Source organism: Celeribacter sp. PS-C1, assembly GCF_019429625.1.
Taxonomy (GTDB): domain Bacteria; phylum Pseudomonadota; class Alphaproteobacteria; order Rhodobacterales; family Rhodobacteraceae; genus Celeribacter.
On the sequence record NZ_JAHXRW010000003.1, the window covers coordinates 345399 to 366873 of the forward strand.

General features: G+C 58.7%; 20 protein-coding genes. 8 read left to right on the top strand and 12 right to left on the bottom strand.

The features are described 5' to 3' along the window. The first annotated feature begins 104 nt into the window (after positions 1 to 104). Entirely contained in the window at positions 105 to 1355 is a 1251-nt protein-coding gene (pepT, locus tag J5Y17_RS06480; RefSeq protein ID WP_219784406.1) for a peptidase T, read from the top strand. Positions 1356 to 1382: 27 nt separating this feature from the next. On the opposite strand, the gene J5Y17_RS06485 is transcribed toward pepT, so the two are convergent. Continuing rightward, positions 1383 to 1856, bottom strand: a complete 474-nt coding sequence (locus tag J5Y17_RS06485; protein ID WP_219784407.1) for a GFA family protein — start codon at positions 1854 to 1856, stop codon at positions 1383 to 1385. A gap of 152 nt (positions 1857 to 2008) precedes the next feature. Next, entirely contained in the window at positions 2009 to 2650 is a 642-nt protein-coding gene (locus J5Y17_RS06490; RefSeq protein WP_219784408.1) for an outer membrane protein, read from the bottom strand. A 320-nt stretch (positions 2651 to 2970) separates the two neighbouring features. Between J5Y17_RS06490 and J5Y17_RS06495 the strand changes: the two genes are divergently transcribed. From J5Y17_RS06495 to J5Y17_RS06505, 3 genes are all read left to right on the top strand, one after another. Further along, positions 2971 to 3447 carry a DUF2852 domain-containing protein gene (locus tag J5Y17_RS06495; RefSeq protein ID WP_219784409.1) on the top strand — a complete coding sequence of 159 codons (477 nt, stop codon included), beginning with the start codon at positions 2971 to 2973 and terminating at the stop codon, positions 3445 to 3447. A gap of 65 nt (positions 3448 to 3512) precedes the next feature. Next, a complete protein-coding gene (locus J5Y17_RS06500; protein ID WP_255571932.1) occupies positions 3513 to 3995 on the top strand; it encodes an RDD family protein in 483 nt (160 codons plus the stop codon). Positions 3996 to 4189: 194 nt separating this feature from the next. Continuing rightward, positions 4190 to 5038, top strand: coding sequence for an arginyltransferase (locus tag J5Y17_RS06505; RefSeq protein ID WP_219784410.1), 849 nt, complete (start codon positions 4190 to 4192; stop codon positions 5036 to 5038). A gap of 57 nt (positions 5039 to 5095) precedes the next feature. On the opposite strand, the gene J5Y17_RS06510 is transcribed toward J5Y17_RS06505, so the two are convergent. From J5Y17_RS06510 to J5Y17_RS06525, 4 genes are all read right to left on the bottom strand, one after another. Further along, the gene (locus J5Y17_RS06510) at positions 5096 to 5530 is read right to left on the bottom strand and encodes a hypothetical protein (protein WP_219784411.1); all 435 of its coding nucleotides are present in this window, start codon (positions 5528 to 5530) and stop codon (positions 5096 to 5098) included. A gap of 115 nt (positions 5531 to 5645) precedes the next feature. Further along, on the bottom strand, positions 5646 to 8000 hold the full coding sequence (locus J5Y17_RS06515; RefSeq protein ID WP_219784412.1) for a TRAP transporter large permease subunit: 2355 nt from the start codon (positions 7998 to 8000) through the stop codon (positions 5646 to 5648). Between the two features lie 21 nt (positions 8001 to 8021). After that, complete coding sequence (locus tag J5Y17_RS06520) at positions 8022 to 8951, bottom strand: TRAP transporter small permease subunit (RefSeq protein WP_219784413.1); 930 nt, start codon at positions 8949 to 8951, stop codon at positions 8022 to 8024. Positions 8952 to 9142: 191 nt separating this feature from the next. Further along, positions 9143 to 10240 carry a TRAP transporter substrate-binding protein gene (locus J5Y17_RS06525; protein WP_219784414.1) on the bottom strand — a complete coding sequence of 366 codons (1098 nt, stop codon included), beginning with the start codon at positions 10238 to 10240 and terminating at the stop codon, positions 9143 to 9145. A 440-nt stretch (positions 10241 to 10680) separates the two neighbouring features. Here J5Y17_RS06525 and J5Y17_RS06530 point away from each other — a divergent pair, with 440 nt between their 5' ends. Both J5Y17_RS06530 and J5Y17_RS06535 read left to right on the top strand, forming a co-directional pair. Further along, positions 10681 to 12105 carry a cache domain-containing protein gene (locus J5Y17_RS06530; protein ID WP_219784415.1) on the top strand — a complete coding sequence of 475 codons (1425 nt, stop codon included), beginning with the start codon at positions 10681 to 10683 and terminating at the stop codon, positions 12103 to 12105. Then, positions 12102 to 12746: a response regulator transcription factor gene (locus J5Y17_RS06535; protein WP_219784416.1), complete on the top strand. Its 645-nt coding sequence runs from the start codon at positions 12102 to 12104 to the stop codon at positions 12744 to 12746. The genes J5Y17_RS06530 and J5Y17_RS06535 overlap by 4 nt, the downstream gene beginning before the upstream one ends. A gap of 5 nt (positions 12747 to 12751) precedes the next feature. Here J5Y17_RS06535 and J5Y17_RS06540 read toward each other — a convergent pair whose 3' ends face one another. Genes J5Y17_RS06540 through J5Y17_RS06550 form a run of 3 tightly spaced genes read right to left on the bottom strand, consistent with a single transcriptional unit; the run spans position 12752 to position 14352 of the window. After that, positions 12752 to 12988 carry a thioredoxin family protein gene (locus J5Y17_RS06540; RefSeq protein WP_219784417.1) on the bottom strand — a complete coding sequence of 79 codons (237 nt, stop codon included), beginning with the start codon at positions 12986 to 12988 and terminating at the stop codon, positions 12752 to 12754. A 12-nt stretch (positions 12989 to 13000) separates the two neighbouring features. Further along, positions 13001 to 14062, bottom strand: coding sequence for a permease (locus J5Y17_RS06545; protein ID WP_219784418.1), 1062 nt, complete (start codon positions 14060 to 14062; stop codon positions 13001 to 13003). Further along, positions 14059 to 14352, bottom strand: a complete 294-nt coding sequence (locus tag J5Y17_RS06550) for a metalloregulator ArsR/SmtB family transcription factor (RefSeq protein ID WP_219784419.1) — start codon at positions 14350 to 14352, stop codon at positions 14059 to 14061. Before J5Y17_RS06550 ends, J5Y17_RS06545 begins: the two co-directional genes overlap by 4 nt. 203 nt (positions 14353 to 14555) lie before the next feature. Here J5Y17_RS06550 and J5Y17_RS06555 point away from each other — a divergent pair, with 203 nt between their 5' ends. Beyond that, positions 14556 to 15635: a Hint domain-containing protein gene (locus J5Y17_RS06555; RefSeq protein WP_219784420.1), complete on the top strand. Its 1080-nt coding sequence runs from the start codon at positions 14556 to 14558 to the stop codon at positions 15633 to 15635. Between the two features lie 99 nt (positions 15636 to 15734). On the opposite strand, the gene J5Y17_RS06560 is transcribed toward J5Y17_RS06555, so the two are convergent. Further along, positions 15735 to 16829: a TRAP transporter substrate-binding protein gene (locus J5Y17_RS06560; RefSeq protein ID WP_219784421.1), complete on the bottom strand. Its 1095-nt coding sequence runs from the start codon at positions 16827 to 16829 to the stop codon at positions 15735 to 15737. Positions 16830 to 17266: 437 nt separating this feature from the next. Between J5Y17_RS06560 and J5Y17_RS06565 the strand changes: the two genes are divergently transcribed. Beyond that, positions 17267 to 18529, top strand: coding sequence for an MFS transporter (locus tag J5Y17_RS06565; protein ID WP_219784422.1), 1263 nt, complete (start codon positions 17267 to 17269; stop codon positions 18527 to 18529). A gap of 171 nt (positions 18530 to 18700) precedes the next feature. Here J5Y17_RS06565 and J5Y17_RS06570 read toward each other — a convergent pair whose 3' ends face one another. After that, positions 18701 to 19054 (bottom strand): ribonuclease E inhibitor RraB, encoded by a 354-nt coding sequence (locus J5Y17_RS06570; protein ID WP_219784423.1) that lies wholly within the window; start codon positions 19052 to 19054, stop codon positions 18701 to 18703. Between the two features lie 431 nt (positions 19055 to 19485). After that, the gene (locus J5Y17_RS06575) at positions 19486 to 21369 is read right to left on the bottom strand and encodes a PhoX family phosphatase (RefSeq protein ID WP_219784424.1); all 1884 of its coding nucleotides are present in this window, start codon (positions 21367 to 21369) and stop codon (positions 19486 to 19488) included. Positions 21370 to 21475 lie beyond the last annotated feature (106 nt).

The following is a 21475-nucleotide window of genomic DNA, read 5'->3' on the forward strand; positions in this document are numbered from 1 at the left end:
GCCCATTCGACCTACGCCTTCGGACGCAAAAGGCCTGCGCAGGGGTGCGCCTTGACTCTTTGAACCAAGACGCGCCCTCTGGGCGCAAAGACAAAGGACTGACGATGCCACAGGACAGCCAAACCCGCTTTGATGACGAACTTGAAACCCGTTTGATGCGCTACGCCGCGATCGACAGTCAAAGCGATGCGAATTCTCAAAGCTCTCCCAGCACCGCGCGGCAATATGACATGCTGAGGCTGTTGGAGGCGGAGTTGACAGAGATCGGCGCGGAGGATGTTGAGATCACAGAGTATGGCACGGTTCTTGCCACCATTCCCGGCACTGCCGCGGGTCCAACCGTCGGATTTTTGGCCCATGTCGACACCGCACCACAGTTCAACGCAACGGGTGTGAAACCCCGCGTGATCAAGGGCTATAACGGCGGTGACATCACCTATCCGGACAATGCCGAACTGATCCTCTCGCCCACCGAATTTCCCTATCTCGCAGAAAAACAGGGACATGACATCATCACTGCCTCGGGCACCACGCTCTTGGGTGGCGACGACAAGGCAGGCGTGGCGATCATCATGACGGCGGCGCGACATCTATTAGCCAACCCTGAGATCAAACACCCGCCGCTGCGCATTGCCTTTACCCCGGATGAGGAGATCGGGCGCGGTGTCGATGCGGCCCTGCCGAAAGATCTGGCCGCCGATTTCGCCTATACCTTCGACGGTGGCGAGGTGGGCGAGATCGTCTACGAGACCTTCTCGGCCGATGGCGCCGAAATCGTGGTCAAAGGCGTCTCGATCCACCCGGGACACGCCAAGGACAAGCTGGTGAATGCCATTCATTTGGCGTCCAAAATCATCCAGACCCTGCCGCAATCGGTCATGGTGCCGGAGACCACAGACGGCCACGAGGGCTTCATCCACGCAACCGATATGGTGGGCGGCTCATCGGAGATGAAAATCTCACTGATCTTGCGGGATTTCGAACGCGAGGGCCTCGCCGAGAAAGGCGAGATTGTGCGCAAGGTCTGCGAGGCGGTGGCGGCCACTGAGCCGCGTGCCGAGATCACCTGCACAGTCACGCCGCAATACCGCAACATGCGCTATTGGCTGGAGGAGGATATGACGCCCGTCGATCTGGCGCGGGACGCCTGTCGCGCGCTTGGGATCGAGCCAATGTCCGTGCCGATCCGGGGCGGCACGGATGGGTCGCGGCTGACCGAAATGGGGGTGCCGACGCCGAACCTCTTTACAGGCATGCAAAACATCCACGGCCCTTTGGAGTGGATTTCGGTGCAGGATATGGCGCTGGCGACCGAGCTCTGTCTTGAGCTGGCCGGATTGGCTGTGGAGGGCTAATCCCGAAACGTCTCGCCCCTGCCCCAGTTAGAGAGCCCGCTGCGCAAAAGCGGCGAGCAATGTGGGGAAGCTGTCCATCTCCGGCATAGCGTCGAATTTATGCGGCGCAGGCGTGTCGGCCCAGGGCAGCTTGTTCGCCAACATAGTCTCGATAAAGGGCGTGGCCCAGCCCATGACATCCGAGTCCGACAGGTCGAACAGCGTCGGGCGAATATTGACGAGCGCGTCAAAGCCGGTGATGCGGGTGAACATCCATGTCATGCAATTCGGACAGCAATAATGGTCGAGATCGGGCCCTTTGGCACCACCTTTGACCACCTCGCCCTTTGCAACGCGAAAGCCCTCGGCAGGCACCATGGCCGTCAGAGAAAACGCGCTCGCACTCATTTTCTGACAGCCCGTGCAATGACAGGCCGCGGTCATCACCGGCGCTTGAGAAACTTCGATCTCAACAGCGCCGCAGCGGCAATTGCCAATTTTAGATAGAATTTTATCGGGCATGGGCAGAACCTTATCTCAGACGTCACCACGGTATGCCACCTAGCAAGACGATACTCCGGACGTTCAACTGAAAGGTCACTCATGAGGGACTTGCGTAAAAAAACGGCCCCTCTTTCGAGCGGCCGTTCCCCTGTCTCAGTTTTTGCGAAAACTCAGAATTTATAGCCCAAACGCAGGGAGATGGAATCCACATCCGGACCTGCTTCGTAAGACGACCCCATCACGTCATATGTCAACTCACGACGGGACCATTCGAGACCCACGAGGAAATTCTCCTTGATCAGCATATCGGCGCCAAGACCGTAGGCAATGCCGTCTTCATCGAGGGACACAGAGCCGGTCGGCGTCGGACCGGAAATCTCGGACTGCGCGTAGCCGACAAAACCATAGGCCAAGATATTGCCGAAGCTGTAGCCAAGACGACCGCGCAGCTCGAGAACCTCGTCCTGCTTGACCCCGGGGGCCGCACCGTCAAAGCCGGCATCGAGCGCCATGTAGTCAAGCTCACCACCGAAGACGATATTGTTGATCTGCCAGTTGTAACCGACGAAGAGGCCGGCGGCGGTGCTGTCATCCATCTCCGGCAGGCCGCCCATGACGGGGGCATTGGTGTCAAAATCGCCGCTCATCATGTTGGCGGAGACACCGCCGTAAAACCCGGCCCAGGATGTATCGACGGCAGCTTTAGCCGGCGCGATGACTGCGGGGGTTTCGACGGCCGGGTCATAGGACCCTGCGGTGGCGGCGGTTGCAATAAAGGTGGCGGCCAAGCCAAATGCGATTGCACGGGACATACTCATACTCCTGATAACGATATGTACTTTTTAACGTTCGGTCAGAAATAGAGAACGCGTCAGCGGGTTCAAGACATTAAATTCCGCAAGTTCTCAAAACCATATTTACGTTGCAGATTCGCAACCGGGGGAATTTTGGACCTACCCTCCCCCACAAATTAAGCTCCACAACCATTTGGGAAAAAAGAGTATTTCCAACTAATGTAAAAAACATTCACATTACCCCTTGCGCGACAGATACAAGCCTCCCATCTTGGTAATGTGAAAAGCATTCACATCAACCGAAACACAAACCTCACTTCTTCGAAAGGGAACCCCAAATGACCCATGTCGCCTCCACTTACGCCCCCGCCGGGACCGCACAGAGCTGGTTTCGCCGCGCTGAGGCCTGGCTTGACGACAAGGGCAAAGGCGCCTGGATCGCGGCTATGGTCCTTGGCTTTATCTTTGTCTGGCCCGTCGGCCTCGCCCTTCTCGCTTATATGATCTGGAGCAAAAGAATGTTCGCTTGCAAACACCGTTCTGAATTCGGCCCGCGTGGTCGCCAAATGTCCCGCAACCGCTTCCGCACAGCGCACGCCGCAACGCGGTCGTCCGGCAACACGGCTTTCGACGCCTATAAAGAAGAAACCCTGCGCCGCCTCGAAGAGGAACAGGACCAGTTCGAAACCTTCCTCGAGCGTCTTCGCGCCGCCAAGGACAAGGCCGAGTTCGACCAGTTCATGAACGACCGCGCCAAACGAGCCACCGAGGAGCACGCCGAGGCCGACGCGTCCGAGAAAAAAGAGAACGAGTAATCCTCAAGCGAGCCCCACTTGTATCGCAGGCGGGGCTTGCCCACATAGGAGACAGGACAATGAGTATGATGATGCCCGAAGACAGATTTGGCGACAGCCGTGACGAAATCCACTGGGGCCTTCCCGACCCCGACCGCCAGTCCGCCTTTTACGATATGGTGGCCACCAAACGTGCGCTGGCCTTTCTGGTCGACTTGATCATCGGTGTGGTGATTGCCGCACTCATCGTGCCTTTCACCGCTTTCACCGGCATCTTCTTTTTCCCCTTCCTCGTAGCCGTGGTGAGCTTCGCCTATCGGGTGATCACCATCGCCAACGGATCGGCGACCTGGGGGATGCGCCTCATGGGTATCGAGTTCCGCGACCGCAATGGCGCGCGCTTCGATCTGGGAATGGCCGCGCTGCACACCACACTGTTTACTGTCTGGTGTTCGGTGGGGATTTTGCAGGTCGTCTCCGTCGTCCTCATGGCCACCACCGCGCGTGCGCAGGGCCTGACCGACCTGATCCTCGGCACAGCCGCGATCAACCGTCCGTCGAGTTACTGAACTGGGTCCGGCGAAAAGCGCCCTTGGTAGCGCCCAAACAGTTTCAAATTTCAGGCAAATGGGGGCCGTTTGGCTCCCTTTGTCGCATCCGGACGGCTTTTCTACATGTCCCCCTTGGCGAATGGCAACGGAGTTGCTACCTTTTTGATCAAGCTGTTAACCCGTCCTTCGTGAATTCATCGTAAGTCCACCCCATGCGTCACTCCCTCCCTTTAGCGCCGCAGTTTTACGTGACGGCCCCTCAGCCCTGCCCCTATCTCGAGGGCCGGATGGAGCGAAAGCTTTTCACATCTTTGCAAGGCGAAAACGCCAATCAGCTGAATGACAGCCTGTCGAAACAGGGGTTTCGCCGGTCGCAGAATGTGCTCTACCGCCCGACTTGCGCCGACTGCAGCGCGTGTCTCTCGGCGCGCATCCGGGTTGCAGATTTCAAACCGTCGAAATCGCAGCGCCGGACGATCAACAAGAACAAATACCTGAAACGCGGCGCCACCTCGCCTTGGGCCACCGAGGCGCAATATGAGCTGTTCCGCGAATATCTCGAGACTCGTCACGCCGATGGCGGCATGGCGGATATGGACGTTTTTGAGTTCGCTGCGATGATCGAGGAAACCCCGATCCGCACCCGCGTCATCGAATATTACATCCCAAGTGAGAGCGGCCGCCCACGCGAACTGGCCGCGACCTGTCTGACGGACCTGTTGGATGACGGGCTGTCGATGGTCTACTCGTTTTACAAACCCGATCTGATCAAGGACAGCCTCGGCACCTATGTGATCCTCGACCACATCGAGATCGCGCGCGAGGCGGGTCTTCCCTATGTCTACCTTGGCTATTGGGTGCCGGGCTCACCGAAAATGGGCTACAAAGCGCGGTTCTCCGCACTTGAGGTCTATCAGGGCGGTCAATGGGTGGATCTCAAGGACCCCGAAGAGTTTGAGCAAGACACACATCCGCTGGAGAGCGAGCCAATCGCTCAGCAGGTGGCAAAGATTGACCTGCCGGATATGCAGGGTTCAGGGCACAATACGCCTGAGTTTTGAAACGAAAACGCGGCCGGATGGGCCGCGTTTGTTTTTGAGCTCACCGGATCAACCAGCTTAGTGAACCATCATAGCCCGCGGGTCGGTCCGAAGCGTGGCGTCGATCAACAGGCCCAGTTGTTCCGCCATGGAGACGGCCAAGGGCGCAATGTCTGCGCGCAGCATCAGCATGGCCATGAGCGTGGCGTCTTCGCGTTTGCCGCGGGCGGCGAGGTTCACGAATTGCGCCAGAACCGCTTCATCCGCCCCGAGGCAGTCACAGCGCATGCCGTGGCTCACCAAAGGGCGGCGCGCGTGGCGCGCGAAGACCAGCATCATCTGGTCGAACACCTTGCCCAAATCACTAGGCCCGCGCAACGCGTCTGACCTGCGAAACAGGGTCACGACCACCCGCCCCTGTTCCGAAATCTGAGAGAGCTTCCCCACCGGCTGCGCGCCGTCACGGGCGTCTTCAGAGATTTGATCAATGGCACGGGCGGATTGGAAAGACATGGCGGTTCCCTAGCGTTTAAATACCTTAGTATTTCTATAAGACATTATGCGACGCGCAAGAGATTCTTTTCCATAAAGAAAAACCCCGCCGAAATCGGCGGGGTTTGCAGTGATCTTATTTGGACAAAAGGTTCGGCACGATGGTCACAATATCCGGGAAGAGCCAGAGTGTGCCAAGGCCAAGGACCTGAATGAGCACGAAGGGAATGATGCCCTTGTAGATGTGCCCTGTGGTGACCGATGGCGGCGCAACACCGCGCAGGTAGAAGAGCGCAAAGCCGAAGGGCGGCGTCAGGAAGGAGGTCTGAAGGTTGACCGCGATCATGATCGTCACCCACTTCGGGTCCATCGTGCCACCGTAGATCACCGGACCGACGATCGGTACGACGATGTAGATGATCTCAAGGAAATCGAGCACAAAACCCAGAATGAACAGCACCAACATCACCAGCAAGAAGACGGTGAATTCATTGTCGAAGCTGCGCAGGAAGCTCTGGATGTAATGCTCGCCGCCGAAGGAAATCACCACGAGGTTCAACAGCTGAGAGCCGATGAGGATGGTGAAGACCATCGAGGTCACCTTGGCCGTTTCGCGCACCACGATGCCCAAAGTGCCATCTGAGAACAGCACCCAGCAGGCGTAGAGAATGCCGAACATGGCGTAGTAATAGGCGCCCAAAGCGACGATATAAGCGGCCCAATCCTCGAACGGCACATCGCCCCGGCCCAAACGCAGGTCAAAGTTCGACCCGATCAGGATCATCACGATCACGGCAAAGGCCGCGCCGAGGATGATTTTGCCGGACTTATGATGATCGGCAAGCTTGCGATAGGCCGCCAAAAGCAACGCACCACCAGCGCCCAGACCAGCAGCTGGCGTCGGGTTGGTGACGCCCCCCAAAATGGAGCCAAGCACAGCCACGATCAGCACGAGCGGAGGGAAGACGACGCGGAACAGCTCATTCTTGGCCAGATGCGAGGCAGCATATTTCAGCCCGTAGAGCAACGCCAGGAAGGGGATCAGATAGATAACAAAGGCGGTGCCGGAGCTGGTCAGCGGACCGACAAAGAGCGCGTCAAGCACGAGAACACCCGCGATACCACCAGCACCGATCAGCAGCGGAGCCGGGTTCGCCAGCGGCGCCACACCACGGCCAAAAGCCAGCGTGATCGCCAAAAGCACCATGACGGTCAGCAGGCCGGAGCCCAGTTTCGGCGCGTTGGCGATGGCTTCGAGCGTCAGCGCCTCGATCTGTTCCGGCGTGCGCTGGACAGAGACTTGCGCGCCACCAGAGGCTTCGATCGCGGCTTGTTCGGCCAAGGCCTTGTCCCAGGCCATCTGACCATGCAGATCAATCATCGCTGCCTGACATTGCGCCGAGACATTGGTGCGAAGGCTCGCGGTCGCGCCAGCTTCGGTAAACTCGGAGACCTGCACCTCTTGCGAGCCCGACAAGCCGAATTGGCCAGAGAACACCGCAGCACCGATCAAAAGAACCGGCACGGCCACCATCCACAACAAGCCGTCACGACGGGTCATGGTTTCGTGGCTGGTGTGCTCAAGATGCACCGGCGGCGCCTTGGACGGGTTGAACAGCGCGTAGCCGAAAGCATAAAGCGCATAGAGACCGGCGAGGAAGATGCCCGGCAGCATCGCCGCTTGGAACAACGTGCCGACAGAAACCACGGCGGGTTCACCAAGGAAGGTCAGCGCATCGGTACAGCCGGCAGCTTGGGCGCGGGCTTCTTGGGCTGCGGAATAGATGTCGCCCGCCAGCGTGCCCAAAAGCACGATCACGATGGACGGCGGAATGATCTGACCCAAAGTGCCGGAGGCCGCGATAACACCGGTGGCCAGCTGCGGCGAGTAGCCGTGACGCAGCATGGTCGGCAGGGACAAAAGACCCATGGTCACAACGGTGGCGCCAACGATTCCGGTCGAGGCGGCCAAGAAGGCACCCACAATCACCACGGACACCGCCAGACCGCCCGGAAGCGGACCAAAGACGCGGGCCATCGTGGTCAGCAAATCGTTTGCGATCTTGGAGCGCTCCAGCACGATCCCCATCATCACAAACATCAGAACCGCCAGAAGCGTCTCGATGGAAGCGCCTGCGAAGACCCGTTCGTTCATCCGGTTGACGATGAAGGAGAGGTTGCGATCCACCGCCTGCTCCCAGCCGCCGGGGAAAAGTGCCTCTGAGACCGTTGGCAATTCCGGGTATCGGAAATGCGAGATCATATTGGGGTTCACCCCAGAGTTTACCAAATCCCTATAGGCCTGCGAGCCGGTATCCAGCGCTTGGTGCACCAGAATGCCCGCGCTGTCCAAAGCGGCAATGATGCCAAAGGACATCAGACCCGCACCACCGATGGCGAAAGCCACCGGGAACCCCGTGAGAATACCGCCGAAAAGGCAAAGGAAAACGATGATGAGGCCGATTTCTACGCCATCAAGTCCGAAAAGCATGTGTTTGTTCCTTCGCCCGAATTAATGCGTGCCTTCAAAGGCTTCTTCGCCTTCGCCGAGCGTGTCTTTGTCGAGATATTTGCCTGCGCTCTCCTCGCCTTCAACAAATTCGAGGAAGGAGCGGTAAAAGAACGCCAGCGCCTGCAAGATCACCAGCACGAGGAAGCAGAGCATCAGGATCTTGAACAGGAAATAACCGTTGAACCCGTTGGCGGAGAAAGAGATCGTCTCGACGTTCCACTTTACGATCCGGGCTTTCATCAGCATGCGGTCGAGCGCATCGGAGGCCGACACCTTCGGCGTGATCAGGTGCCGCCAGAGGAAGAACCAGGCATACATCCATGTCAGCAGCGCCACGGGCAGCATGAAGAACAACGCGCCGAACATATCGATCGCACGTTTGGTACGGTGCTTCACGCCCGCGTAGACCAGATCTACCCGCACATGGCTGCCCTGCACGAAGGCGTAGGAGACACAGAGTGCCACAACGAGCGCGTTCTCGAACTTGAGGCTCTCGGAGAACCAGCCGACGGATTGCGTAAAGCCGCCACCGAAGGGAGAGATGGAAATCTCACCCTGACGGAAGATCGACTGAAGGAAGACCACCATGATCTGTTGCAGAACCATGAGAAGACCGCCCCATGCGGCCACACGGCCCGCAGTGTTGGCGATCTTTTCAAGCCCGCGCACCAGCGCCCAAAGGAAGGGCCGGTAGACAAAGCCGATCACGGAGACCACGATCACCAGATCGAAAAACACGAACAACAGCTCCTTCGAGCCGCCGTAATAGACAAAGCGCAAAAGGCTTTCCTTGTCCGACCAATCGAGCCAAAGGCTCGGATGCGTGATCGCATAGATGATATGCCAGAACCCGAGCCCGAGATTGACGACGAGGCTCACCACCGCGTCTACCATGAGCCCGAAGAAAGACGTGCCGGTCTGTTCTTCCATCTCGTCTGTCCCCTTCCCGGCCCGCGAAACCTGCGGCCCGTTCCCAGAATGTGTTGTTTTCTTGTGTTTTGTTATCGCGCTGCTTTACGCCCCTCCGCACCGGACGACAACCCCGGACACCCCTGCGAAAAGGCCGAAAATGCGCGCGAGAACCGCGCGCATTTCGTATTTTTACCGATCTTACAAAAAGATCATTCGGCTTGGGACGCCATCACGCGGTCGCGCTGCGGCGTGTAGTTGCCATCGGAACGACCGATCCAGGCAGAGGTCTGCGCCATCGCGCTCTCGTAGGAGGTGCGAATTTCCGCGAAAATCTCGTCGCCCATGTAGCCGTCGAGTACCTCTTTGGCGGCATTGCCGAAGGCGGACCAGACATCGTCGGAGAATTCCTTGAGCTGGGTGCCACCCTGAATAAGCCGCTGAAGCGCGGGACCGTTGTTCGCAACGAAGAGCGCATAGTTGTGCTGATGGCACTCGCCCGCGGCGATCTCGATGGCCTTTTGCTGCATCGGGCTCAGACCTTCGAAGACTTCGAGGTTGGTGGTGACGCAGAGTGCGGCGCCCGGCTCGTGGAAGCCAGCCGGATAGTAGAAGTCACAGACCTCCTGCAGGCCGAGCTTCTCATCCGACCACGGGCCGATCCACTCGGTGCCGTCGAGCGCGCCGGAGGACAGCGCTTGGTAGATCTCGCCGCCCGGAAGCACCTGAACGGAGGCGCCGAGTTTCGATACGGTCTCGCCGCCGAGACCCGGCATACGGAATTTCAGGCCCTGGAAGTCGGAGGGAGAAGTGATCTCCTTGCGGAACCAACCGCCGCCCTGACCGCCGGTCTGACCAGCAATAAAACCTTTGAGACCAAAGATTTCGCCCAGTTTGTGGTGAAGTTCCATGCCACCCATCGAATAATACCACACCATCATCTCAGGTGCGGTCATGCCGAAGGGCACAGTGGTGAAATAGGCCAGTGCCGGGTGTTGACCGGTGAAATAATATTCGCAGCCGTGATAAAGATCGGCCTGACCTGCGGTCACGGCGTCAAAGACTTCAAGCCCACCAACGAGTTCACCCGCCGCTTTGGCGTCAATGGTCAGCTGGCCATCGGTCAGCGCATCAACATTGGCTGCAAAACGTTCAACAGAATCCCAAACGCCCGCAAGACCGCGCGGCCAGGTGGTGACCATGGTCAAGGTCCGCTTGCCCTGCGCATATACGGGGGCCGCAAGCGTGGATGCAGCAGCGGCAGATGCCCCGCCCAGAGCGGACGTTTTCAGAAAAGAACGACGATCCATAGATAATTTCCTCCCAAGATGGTCTATGGTTTCCCTGCTCCGATCCCGTAGTCCCTTCCCCCTCATGCGGTCTTCAAAGGTCAAGACGCCTCCTGCATCTTTCTCTTCTCGACACGAACACGCCATCTACAGACAGAAGCTCTCGAAATAATTGAAAATAATTGAGCAAATCCACATGCAGACGTCAAAGGACAGGCCAAAACCGGACCAGATCGTAGGGGGACGTTAACGCTCACGGCGACGTGATGAAATACCCAACACTACGCAGTCCCGTATTTTTTATGTTCCGTTAGCGACCAACATCGCAACTTTACTGCGGGGCAGGCGCGGCTCAGAGAACAGATCGCGCGATTGACGCGCCCCCAGTCGTCGCTATCCTTCGCAGCTGCAAAACCTCACGATCATCTGTATCCAAGCCCTGAAAGCCCGACACTCACCCGATGATACGACTACGCCCCGAGCTGACCTATGCGCGCAAATTGTTCCTGCTCGCCACCCTACCGCTGATCCTGTCGGTGGCAGCGATTGCGCTTGTGGTCGCGCATCAGTCGAACAGCATGTCCGAGCGCGAGATCGCGGAGTTGGAAGATCAGATCCTCATTGCCAAGCGTCAGGAGCTTCAGAACTACCTGCAACTGGCCCGCAATTCGATCACCGCCGACTATAGCCCCGCCCCACCCGATGACGAAGAGGCCAAGCTCAAGGTGACCCAGACGCTTGCGGCGATGACCTATGGCACGGAGGGCTATTTTTTCGTCTACGACTATGACGGCACCAACCTCGTCGCGCCCCGTCAGACCGACCTGATCACCCGCAACTGGGCTGGCCTCAAAGACAGCGCCGGAACACCGATCGTGGATGAGTTGATCCGGCTCGCACGTCAAGGCGGCGGCTATCACGAGTTTCTCTGGCCGAAACCCTCGACCAATGAGGAGGCGCAGATGATCAGCTATGTGATCGGCCTTCAGGACTGGCAATGGGCCATCGGCACCGGCGTGTTTATCGACGATGTGCTGACCTCGGTGGCCGCCGCGCGCGCCGACGTCCAGACCCGCGTGCGCCGGACATTTGCCTATATCGGCGCGATCACCATGGCGGCGGTCTTGCTGGTCTTTATGTCCGGGGTGACGATTACAATCCGCGAACGCCGTCTGGCGGATGCCAAGCTCAAAGAACTGACCCAGCGGATTTTCGACACACAGGAAGAAGAGCGCGGACGCGTCGCGCGCGAGTTGCATGACGGGATCAGCCAGATTTTGGTCGGCGTGCGCTACGCCATGGAATTGACCCGGCGACAGCTGAAGGCGAATGATCCGAAGGCCCCTGCCAGTCTGGATCGCAGTTTCGACATGCTGGGCGGTGCTTTAACGGAGGTGCGACGCATCTCCCGCGATCTGCGTCCGGGTGTGTTGGACGATCTGGGCCTTGGCCCGGCGCTTCAGGCCTTGGCGGAGGAGTTCGAGAAACGCACCGGGATCAAGACCGAGCTTGAAACCGTTGTCTTCCGCAACCGGCTTGATGAGGAGGCCCGGATCGCGCTGTTCCGGATTGCGCAGGAGGCGTTGACCAACATCGAGCGCCACGCGGGCGCCACCGAGGTTTCGATCAAACTTGCAGGGCATCGCACCGGCGCGACGCTGTTGATCTGCGACAACGGGCGGGGGTTCGATCCCCAGACGCAGGGCAAAGCCGGGCGCGGCATCGGGTTGCGCAACATGGCCGAACGGATGGAACAACTGGACGGCACGCTGAAGATCACGCCTCGGTCTCCCGGCACCTCCATTGACGCCACGGTTCCGTTAAAGCATATCCTGCCACCCGCAGGTTCCAACCGACCCCGCTCCGAGATAGGAAACGCTCGATGACAGAAAAAATGACCCGTGTCCTGATCGTCGATGACCACCCGATGGTGGCCGAAGGCATCCGCGCGCTGTTGGAAAGTTTTGACGACCTCGACGTGGTCGGCACGCTCTGCAACGGGCGCGAGGCGGTGGATCAGGTCGAGGATCTGGCCCCCGATGTGGTGTTGTTGGATTTGAACATGCCGCAAATGGGCGGGCTGACCGCGACCGAATTGCTCTTGGAACGCCGCCCCGAAACCCGCATCCTCATCCTCTCGATGCATGACAGCCCCGAATACATCGGCGCGGCCCTCAGCCATGGCGCCATGGGATATGTCCTAAAGGATGTGCCTACTGAGGATGTGAAAGAGGCAATTGACGCGGTGATGCGCGGCGAGCAGTTCCTTTGCACCGGCGCGCAGGCCGCGATCGGCCCAAAGATCCGCGACGGGCGCGAGCCTTTGACCGAGCGCGAGCAGACCATCCTTTTGGAGTTGGCGCAGGGCAAATCGAACAAGGAAGTCGCCGCCGCCCTCGACATCTCTGTGCGCACGGTCGAGACCCATCGCAAGAATATCAAACGAAAGTTGGGGATTTCCTCGACCGCCGGTCTGACGCGCTACGCGATGGAACATGGCGTATTACAAGGCACGGGACGGTTTTAACCCCCTCAGGCAGAGAGCCAACTTTCGAGTTTCGCCTTATCTGGCAATCCGCCCGCATGGACGAGTTTGCCGTCGATAGAAATCCCCGGCGTAGACATCACGCCCGCCATGGCGATAGATTTCGGATCGGTGATCTTTTCGACATCGACCTCAAGGCCAAGTCTCAACGCCGCATCCCGAACCATCTGTTCGGTGGTTTCACAGCGTTTGCAGCCGGGGCCATAGACTTTGACAGTTGTCATGACGGTCTCCTTTCAGAAAATCAGGTTGAACAGGATGCCGACGGCCAGAATGCCACTGCCGACGACGCCGATGAAGACGGCGATCAGCCGGTAGGTCAGCACCTGTTTGAGGATGATCATTTCAGGCAGGCTCAGCGCAATGACGCTCATCATGAAGGCGAGAACTGTGCCAAGCGCTGCGCCCTTACCCAAGAGCGCCTCGACGATGGGGATCACACCAGCCGCGTTGGTGTACATGGGAATGCCCAGCACCACGGCGGCAGGGACCGACCACCAGGCGTCCGCGCCCATGATCGAGACCATCAAGTCCTCGGGCACATAGCCGTGGATCAACGCGCCCATGGCAATACCCAAAAGAATCCAGGCCCAAACCTTGCCAAAAATCTCTTTTACAGCGGCAATGCCGAGGCGATAGCGATCAACCATCGTCAGGCGTTCGCCTCCGGGCATCTCGACCGCTCCTGCCCCGGAATGGATCTCCCGCACCCAGTCCTGCAACCAGCCTTCGAGATGCAGCTTGCCGATGACAAAACCCGCGACGACGGCGAGACCCAGACCAAAGGCCAGATAGGTCGCCGCCACCTGCCAGCCGACCAACCCGAAAAGCAGCACAAGCGCCACCTCATTGACCATGGGGGCGGCGATCAGGAAGGAGAAGGTCACGCCCAAAGGCACACCCGCCGAGACAAAGCCGATGAACAGCGGCACGGCAGAACAGGAGCAAAACGGCGTGAGCACGCCGAGACCCGCGGAAAGCACATTGCCGACACCCTCGCGTTTGCCGGACAGGAGCGCGCGGGTTTTCTCCGGCGAGAAGAACGAGCGCACCACGCCCATGGCAAAGACGATGAGCGTCAGAAGCATCATCACCTTCGGCACATCATAGAGGAAAAACGCGATGGCCTCGCCTGTGTGACTATGACGCTCGACCGGAAGCTGGGCGGTGAGCCAGTCGGCGATCGGTTGTAGCTGATGGTAAATCCCCCACCACAGAGCGACGAAGGTCACAACGCCAAGGTGCCAACGCCAATCGGGACGTGTCGGATGGGTCGGGTGTGTTTGGATCGTGCTCATGCTGCACTCCTTTCCCTGTTCAGCTGCGCCTCCGCCCGAAACAGGGCGTCGAGCAGTGTGCGAAGCTCGGGCGAGAGATCGGGGTTCATCCGATATCGCACCCATTGCGCATCGCGGCGATCCACCACGAGACCGGCCTGTTTCAGCACCTGCATATGCCGCGACATCCGGCTTTGCGTGGCGCCAATGACGCGCATCAACTCACAGACGCAATGCTCGTCACCGTCATACAACAGGCGCATGGCGTGGAGTCGGGTGTGTTCAGAAAGAGCGGACAGGATGGGCAACATGGCTCAGACCTCCTTATGCGCCTCGGCGCGGGCCTCCTTATGCGCTTAAACGCATACACCTGTAGACGCGCCGTCGCAATGTGACACGATGTCCTGACGCTGTTGAAAAACCCTCCGTCCGAGATAGTTTCTATTCCGCCCTAAATTCGCCTACATTAAGGGGTATTTAGTGAATAAGTTAAGTTTTCGTCGTGGAGCGAAATATGCCTTTTGATACGACCTACTGGGCTAAGATTGATAGCCCGACCGCCAAGAACGCCGAACTCAATCTCAAAGGCGACGATGCCTTGGAAATCACCTTTGTTGCCGAAACGGCCGATGGTGGTGAGGGGGATTTGATCCTTGATCAGGAGACCGGGGGTGGCGCGGACAGCGACACGATGCTCCAGATTGGCGAGGACACCTACGCGTTCAGCGTCGAATTCACCGGCACGCTGCCGACTTTGGCAAAGGACGGCGCGGGCAAATTCCCCAGCGAATATATGGACTCAACGGTGATCGTGATCACCGTCTACGACTATCCCACGCCGGGAGAAACGACCCAACTCGTCTTTATGCCCGACGAAGATGCCACCGCGGCGGACATGAACGCCTTTCAGACGGGCGCCATCAAGTTGCAGGCCGTCGACACCACTGTGCCATCCACACCGGTTTGCTTGCTCAAAGGGACGCTCATCCGCACCCCGACCGGAGACCGCCGCATCGAAGATCTCCGTGAGGGAGATTTGGTCCTGAACGCCTCCGGTGCGCCCATGCCGATCCGCTATATCACGCATCAAAGCTTTGCCGATCTGGGCATAGTCAGCCACGACAATGTCCGCCCTCGCATGATCCCGAAAGATTTTTTTGGCGAAGGACGACCTTATCAGGACCTCTATCTATCGAACAATCACCGGATTTGTCTCTCGGACGCGCTTGTCGCGCTGCTCTTTGGCACCGAAGGCGCTTTTGCGCAGGCCAAATTCTTCTCGGAAACGTCGATCACCGCCCCGCTCGGTCTTATCGAATGGTTCAATATCCTGCTGGATGATCACGCGATTATTGTCGCCAACGGTCAGCCTGTCGAAAGTCTGTTCCTCTGTGAAACGACGCTCAAAATGCTGTCGACGAAAGATCGTCGCGCGATCCGGCTGCGATTTGGCGCCGAAATCGCAGCACAGATTGATGAAAACGCGACCCACCTGCCCTCGCTCAACAGCCATGAGGCGGCGGTCTATTGTCATGCGCGTGGGCTGAAACCTGTCCGCGCGTCAGGCAAAGCATATCTCGCTCGGGCGGCCTGACACGTACAAGACACATCTCCCGAACACGAAGAAACGCGCGAAGGCTCCCCTTCGCGCGTTTCTTTATCTCTTAGACCCTGTGTCCGATCACTCGGAGCTTCATTCGGCGATCATACCCAGAACACGGTTGCGCTGTTCGGTGTAGAAGCTGTCGGACTGGCCCATCCATGCGGAGGTGGCGCGCATCGAGTCTTCGACGGACTTGCGGATTTCGACGAAGAGATCGTCGTCCATATACTGATCCAGAACCTCTTTCGACGCGCGACCGAAGGCTTCCCAAACATCGTCGGGGAATTGTTTGATCTGCGTGCCACCTGCGATCAAACGCTGAAGCGCCGGACCGTTGTTCGCCATGAAGAGCGAATAGTCGAACTGGTTACATTCCGCAGCGGCGTTGTCGATGATCCGCTGTTGCGCGGGTGTCAGCGACTGGAACACGTCGAGGTTGGTGTTGACAGTGAGCGCGGAGCCCGGCTCGTGGAACCCGGCCGGGTAGTAATAGTCACAGACCTCTTGCAGGCCGAGACGCTCGTCCGACCACGGGCCGACCCATTCGGTGCCGTCCAAAGCGCCAGAGGACAGCGCCTGATAGATGTCGCCCGCCGGCATCACCTGAACGGAAGCGCCGAGTTTGCCGACCACTTCGCCGCCGAGACCCGGCATACGTAGTTTCAGACCCTGGAAGTCAGAGACAGCGGTGATTTCCTTGCGATACCAGCCACCGCCTTGCGCGCCGGTCTGGCCGCCAATGTTGGTATGAAGGCCAAAGATTTCACCGAGGTTGCGGTGAAGCTGCTGACCGCCCATGCCGTAATACCAGACCATCAGCTCCGGTGCGGTCATGCCGAAAGGCGAGGTGGTGAAGAACGCCAGAGCCGGGTGTTGGCCGGTGAAATAGTAATCGGCGGAGTGGTAGATGTCGGCCTGACCAGAGGTCACGGCGTCGAACACCTCAAGACCGCCGACCAGTTCGCCTGCGGCGCGGGCTTCGATGGTGAGCTGACCGTCGGACATGGTGTTGACGCTGTCGACAAAACGCTCGACCGCGTCCCACACACCCGCAAGACCGCGCGGCCAAGAACAGACCATGGTCAACGTGCGCTGGCCCTGCGCATACATCGGCGCAGCCAGCGTCGATGCGGCGGCGGCGGAGCCGCCCAGAGCGGAAGTTTTCAGAAAAGAGCGGCGATCCATGGTCTATCCTCCAAAGGGCGCGCGAGGGGAGGCCCCGCGCCAAATCGCGCGCACCATAGAGACCGCCCGCGGAAGATTGAAGGGGGTGAGACGCGACATTTCGGCCCGAGATTGCGCGCGGATGCGCAAAGGGGGATGCATTGTTGCTCAGAAAGCCGATTTTGTGACGTTTTATATTGCAAAGAACATCCCGTCGAGATTGCAAAGCCGCAGCGGACAGCAAGTCCCGCGCAGCCACAAAACGGCCCTCAGCGTGTCACGACGCTTGCCAGATCGAAAATTCATCGCATAATCGGAGAAAAGAAGCGCAACGACAGCGCATCGGAACAGGCGGCATGAACGGGATCATCTGTCCCGCACAATGAACAGGTTTGGGCGCAAAAAGATGGACCAGCGCCACCATCCCCCGGCCCCGCCCCATAAAGAAAGCACGTATCATGACCTCTGTCCTGTCTGGCATCTGGGCCCTGCTTCTCGGCATCGTTCTTGTCATGCTCGGCAACGGCATGCATTTCACCCTTATTGGCCTGCGCGGCGCAGTCGAGGGGTTTTCGGCGACCGAACTGGCCGTAGTCACCTCCGGTTACTTCATCGGCTTTCTCTCAGGCGCGCGCACCACGCCCAAAATGATCCGTCGCGTCGGGCATGTGCGGGTCTTTGCGGCGCTCGGCAGTTTCATGTCGGCAGCGTTGATCGCCCTGCCCCTCTTGACCGAGCCGTGGGCCTGGACACTTCTGCGCATCCTCATCGGCTTTTGCATGTCGGGCATTTATGTGACCGCCGAAAGCTGGCTCAATGACGCGGCGACGAACGAAACCCGCGGCAAAGTTCTGTCCGCCTACATGCTGGCGCAAACCATCGGCATCATCGGCGCGCAGGGGCTTCTGACCTTGGGCGATGCGGCCACCTCGGCTCTGTTCATCGGGGCGTCGATCCTTGTCTCGATCTCCTTCGCGCCCATCCTTTTGTCCGTCACCCCCGTGCCCGCCGTCGAAGTGGCACCGCCGATGCCGCTTAGAACTTTGTTCAAACACTCGCCTCTCGGCACGGTCGGGATTTTCCTCTTGGGCGGCGTCTACGCTACGCAATCCGGCATGGGCGCGGTCTTCGGCACACAAATCGGGCTCAGCGCCTCTCAGATTGCGATGTTCGTTGCCATGCTTTTCGCCGGCGTTCTCGCCTTTCAGTATCCGATCGGCTGGCTGTCAGACAAAATCGACCGGCGCAAAGTCATTCTGGGCGCGGCCGTCATAGGAACCGCGGCCAGCGCCTTTGGCTGGATCATGGCCGACAATTTGTGGCTTTTGATGGCAACCGCCTTTGTCGCGGGCGGCGTCACCACACCGCTCTACGCCCTCTTCCTCGCCTACACGAATGACACGCTCACCCCCGATGAAATGCCCGCGGCCTCCGGCGGGCTAGTCTTTACCTTTGGCATCGGTGCGATCGCCGGCCCGCTGGTGACCGGCGCGGTGATGGAAGCACTTGGTCCCTATGGGTTCTGGCTTGTGACCGGGCTCACCTTTGTGGCCATCGCGCTCTATGCGGCCTACCGCATCCTCAAACGCGCAGCGGTGCCGGTTGAGGACACCGAGAGCTACCTGAACGTCCTGCCCTCAAGCTCCGCAGTGGCGGTCGAAGCCGCCGGGGTTTGGTCTGCGGAACATGGGGGGACGGAGGCGGATGAGCGAGAAAAATAGCACGTGATATTGCCATCTAGTCTCCTACTGGCGCGCCTAGACCGCTCTGCCTCCAAATGCAGGCTCAGGGAAAAGACAGACGAAACAATAAAAGCGCTAGAAATGGGGTGGACTTGGGGAGGGGGCAGTCGGATGACACCCTAGGCCTCAGAGCAGAGGAACTAAAAACTATCAGCCCGCAAACTCCCAAAAAGATTTATCTCCACCATATTGTTCACAAACACTTAGCAACTCGGCCTCGACCTGAGGGATCGCCCCTGCCGTCAGCGGGACCACGATATCATAGCGGTAATAGACAATTTTTTGAGGTTCGTTGTGTGTCACCGAACCATGGAAAGCCGCTCGTTTAAAAACCTTGCGCATAGATGCGGCGGCCTTGAACACATCATCTTTGGTTGGCATCTCAACGAAAAACCCAACTTCCTTTTCTGAAAACAAAGTTACGCCATCTTGCTCAAATTTTTTTAAGATACTTTCATTCACGCCATAGAGACGTTCTTGAAGTTCAATAATCCGGTTCTTCATACTGTTTCCTGTTCGAAATTATTTGCAAAATTCCGACAACAACGGGCAACATCTACTGCAATGGCGGTCTAGATGCTCAAATCGCGCCGCCATGGGCGATCGCAATGAGTGCCTCTTTCTTCAATTCATCTAGCAATATGTCCGGGTCCACCCCCTATCTCTGTATGGCCTGCCCCAAGGGCCCTTGCCCTGTCCCGGTGTAAATGTTGGCGGATGTCTCTTTGATTTCGAAAAACCACCTTGGAATATCAACAAAACTTAACATCAAATTTCTCTCAAGAATTTGCTTTCTCCATATCCACCCTCGCCAACGGATGGCATGCGGGTCAAGGTTGGGGCTCACGTCCCCCCCCTTAAAAATAAGAGGTGCGGCTTTCACCGCACCCCTCGCCTGATAAAATCTCGGGATGAAATCCCTTGGCCTAATCGGCTTAGCCAATCAGAGCGCCATCTTCACGCCACACGGCAATCACCGACGAGCGCGGTTTGCCGTTGCCGTCCGGCCAGGAGCCGCCCGGGTGCTGGATGCCGACGAAAGCCACTTTCTTATCCGCGGACCAGGTGAGGCCCGTGACCTCGGCGCCGTTCGGAGCCGTCAGGAAGCGTGCGATTTCGCCTGTTTCCGTGTTGCCCACGAGCATCTGGTTGTTGCCTTGGCCGGCGAACTCGCCTTCGTTGCTGTCGTCGCCGTCGGTCTGGATCCAGAGGTAGCCATCGGAGGAGAACGCCATACCATCCGGCGAATTGAACATGTTGCCCGCGTTAACGTTCTCGGAACCCGCATAGGCGTTGTCGTAGACGTCGGGGTTCCCCGCCATGACGTAGAGATCCCAAGCGAAGCTGTCCGCGCCGTGATCTTCGCCTTCCGGGCGCCAGCGCACGATTTGACCGTAGTTGTTGGTCTCACGCGGGTTCGGGCCGGAGGCCGGAGTGGCATCGCCACCGGCGTTCGGTTTTACGCCACGGTTTTTGTTGTTCGTGAGCGCGCAATAAGCCTCGGCCTTGAGCGGGTTGGCGGCGATCCATTCCGGACGGTCCATGGTGGTCGCGCCCACTTTGGAACCAGCCATACGGGAGAACACGAGGATCTCTTCCATCGACATGCCGGTGGTTTCCGGCGTCAGGGTCAGCCACTCGCCGGTCATGTCGTCGTTGAACTTGGCCACGTAGAGCGTGCCGTCGGACAGGAGACCTTCGGTCGAACCGCCTTCGGTCCAGGTGCCGTTGGAGACGAATTTATACATGAATTCGCCACGCTCGTCGTCGCCCATATAGACCACAACACGACCGTCAGCGGCCTGTACCATCTCGGCGTTTTCATGTTTAAAACGGCCCAGAGCGGTGTGTTTCACCGGAGTGGACGCCGGGTCGAGCGGGTTGATCTCGGTGACCCAGCCGTGACGGTTCGGCTCGTTCGGCTCTTGGCTCAGATCGTAACGCGGATCGAATTTCTCGTAGGCGTAGCGGCCTTCGCCACCGATGCCGTAGCGGGTGTGGCCTTCGGTCTCGGTGTATTCGCCGGTCGCACCAAAGTAGCCGTTGAAGTTCTCTTCGCAGGTCAGGTAGGTGCCCCAAAGCGTCTTGCCGGAGCCACAGTTGTTCATCGTGCCTTTGGGCGACATGCCTTCCGGATCGGCGTTGGTTTTCACCAGATCGGAACCGGCCGCCGGGCCGTCCATCGTCATCTGGGTCTCATGGGTGATGCGGCGGTTGTAGGGGCTGTCGACGACAACCGCGTAACCTTCGCCATTGTCCGCGACTTCCATGACGGTCACGCCCTGCATGTTCTTCAGAAGCGTCACTTCGTCGGCGGTCTGCGGCATGCCTTCGGAGACGGCGGGGAGGTTGATCTTCGGGTTCACATATTCGGAGTTGATCGCGAGGATCGTTTTGTCGCCATCGACAAAGGTTTCCATCCCGTCGGTGTTCTCGCCGAAAACCTTGTCGGACATATCAACAGACACGCCGGTCTCGGCGGAATAGGCGCCTTCGGCTTCGGAGAACAGAGCATCGCCCCAACGGACGAGGACTTTCCACTGGTAGCCTTCCGGCACGTGGATGTCGAAATCGGTGGCGATGTCGATCGGCTTGAACGCAAAGCCCATGCTTTCGGCGCGGGCCGCGGTGGTGGAGGACATCAGGCCAGCGGCGCCCATCGCCAGGGCGCCAGACCCAAAGGCCAAGGCGCCGCCCAGGAAACCGCGGCGCGAGATCGCGCGTTCGACGACCGCGTCGAAATCATTGGTGTTCGGACGCGGGTCGCGCATCTCGTCAAAATCATCCCAAGACAGGTCGGTGATATCCTGATCTTTCATCTGTAGCTCCATCGCTTTTGTGCGTTGCTGAATTCCATGTGTCGCGGTGCCCCTTGCAGCGGCCCGATCCATCGCCGCGACAAGTGCCAAGTCTTCGCAACAGTTC

Excerpts from the sequence above, each read along its gene's own strand:
- pepT (WP_219784406.1), top strand. The coding sequence starts at position 105 with ATGCCACAGGACAGCCAAACCCGCTTTGATGACGAACTTGAAACCCGT.
- J5Y17_RS06485 (WP_219784407.1), bottom strand. The coding sequence starts at position 1,856 with ATGCCCGATAAAATTCTATCTAAAATTGGCAATTGCCGCTGCGGCGCT.
- J5Y17_RS06490 (WP_219784408.1), bottom strand. The coding sequence starts at position 2,650 with ATGTCCCGTGCAATCGCATTTGGCTTGGCCGCCACCTTTATTGCAACC.
- J5Y17_RS06495 (WP_219784409.1), top strand. The coding sequence starts at position 2,971 with ATGACCCATGTCGCCTCCACTTACGCCCCCGCCGGGACCGCACAGAGC.
- J5Y17_RS06500 (WP_255571932.1), top strand. The coding sequence starts at position 3,513 with ATGATGATGCCCGAAGACAGATTTGGCGACAGCCGTGACGAAATCCAC.
- J5Y17_RS06505 (WP_219784410.1), top strand. The coding sequence starts at position 4,190 with ATGCGTCACTCCCTCCCTTTAGCGCCGCAGTTTTACGTGACGGCCCCT.
- J5Y17_RS06510 (WP_219784411.1), bottom strand. The coding sequence starts at position 5,530 with ATGTCTTTCCAATCCGCCCGTGCCATTGATCAAATCTCTGAAGACGCC.
- J5Y17_RS06515 (WP_219784412.1), bottom strand. The coding sequence starts at position 8,000 with ATGCTTTTCGGACTTGATGGCGTAGAAATCGGCCTCATCATCGTTTTC.
- J5Y17_RS06520 (WP_219784413.1), bottom strand. The coding sequence starts at position 8,951 with ATGGAAGAACAGACCGGCACGTCTTTCTTCGGGCTCATGGTAGACGCG.
- J5Y17_RS06525 (WP_219784414.1), bottom strand. The coding sequence starts at position 10,240 with ATGGATCGTCGTTCTTTTCTGAAAACGTCCGCTCTGGGCGGGGCATCT.
- J5Y17_RS06530 (WP_219784415.1), top strand. The coding sequence starts at position 10,681 with ATGATACGACTACGCCCCGAGCTGACCTATGCGCGCAAATTGTTCCTG.
- J5Y17_RS06535 (WP_219784416.1), top strand. The coding sequence starts at position 12,102 with ATGACAGAAAAAATGACCCGTGTCCTGATCGTCGATGACCACCCGATG.
- J5Y17_RS06540 (WP_219784417.1), bottom strand. The coding sequence starts at position 12,988 with ATGACAACTGTCAAAGTCTATGGCCCCGGCTGCAAACGCTGTGAAACC.
- J5Y17_RS06545 (WP_219784418.1), bottom strand. The coding sequence starts at position 14,062 with ATGAGCACGATCCAAACACACCCGACCCATCCGACACGTCCCGATTGG.
- J5Y17_RS06550 (WP_219784419.1), bottom strand. The coding sequence starts at position 14,352 with ATGTTGCCCATCCTGTCCGCTCTTTCTGAACACACCCGACTCCACGCC.
- J5Y17_RS06555 (WP_219784420.1), top strand. The coding sequence starts at position 14,556 with ATGCCTTTTGATACGACCTACTGGGCTAAGATTGATAGCCCGACCGCC.
- J5Y17_RS06560 (WP_219784421.1), bottom strand. The coding sequence starts at position 16,829 with ATGGATCGCCGCTCTTTTCTGAAAACTTCCGCTCTGGGCGGCTCCGCC.
- J5Y17_RS06565 (WP_219784422.1), top strand. The coding sequence starts at position 17,267 with ATGACCTCTGTCCTGTCTGGCATCTGGGCCCTGCTTCTCGGCATCGTT.
- J5Y17_RS06570 (WP_219784423.1), bottom strand. The coding sequence starts at position 19,054 with ATGAAGAACCGGATTATTGAACTTCAAGAACGTCTCTATGGCGTGAAT.
- J5Y17_RS06575 (WP_219784424.1), bottom strand. The coding sequence starts at position 21,369 with ATGAAAGATCAGGATATCACCGACCTGTCTTGGGATGATTTTGACGAG.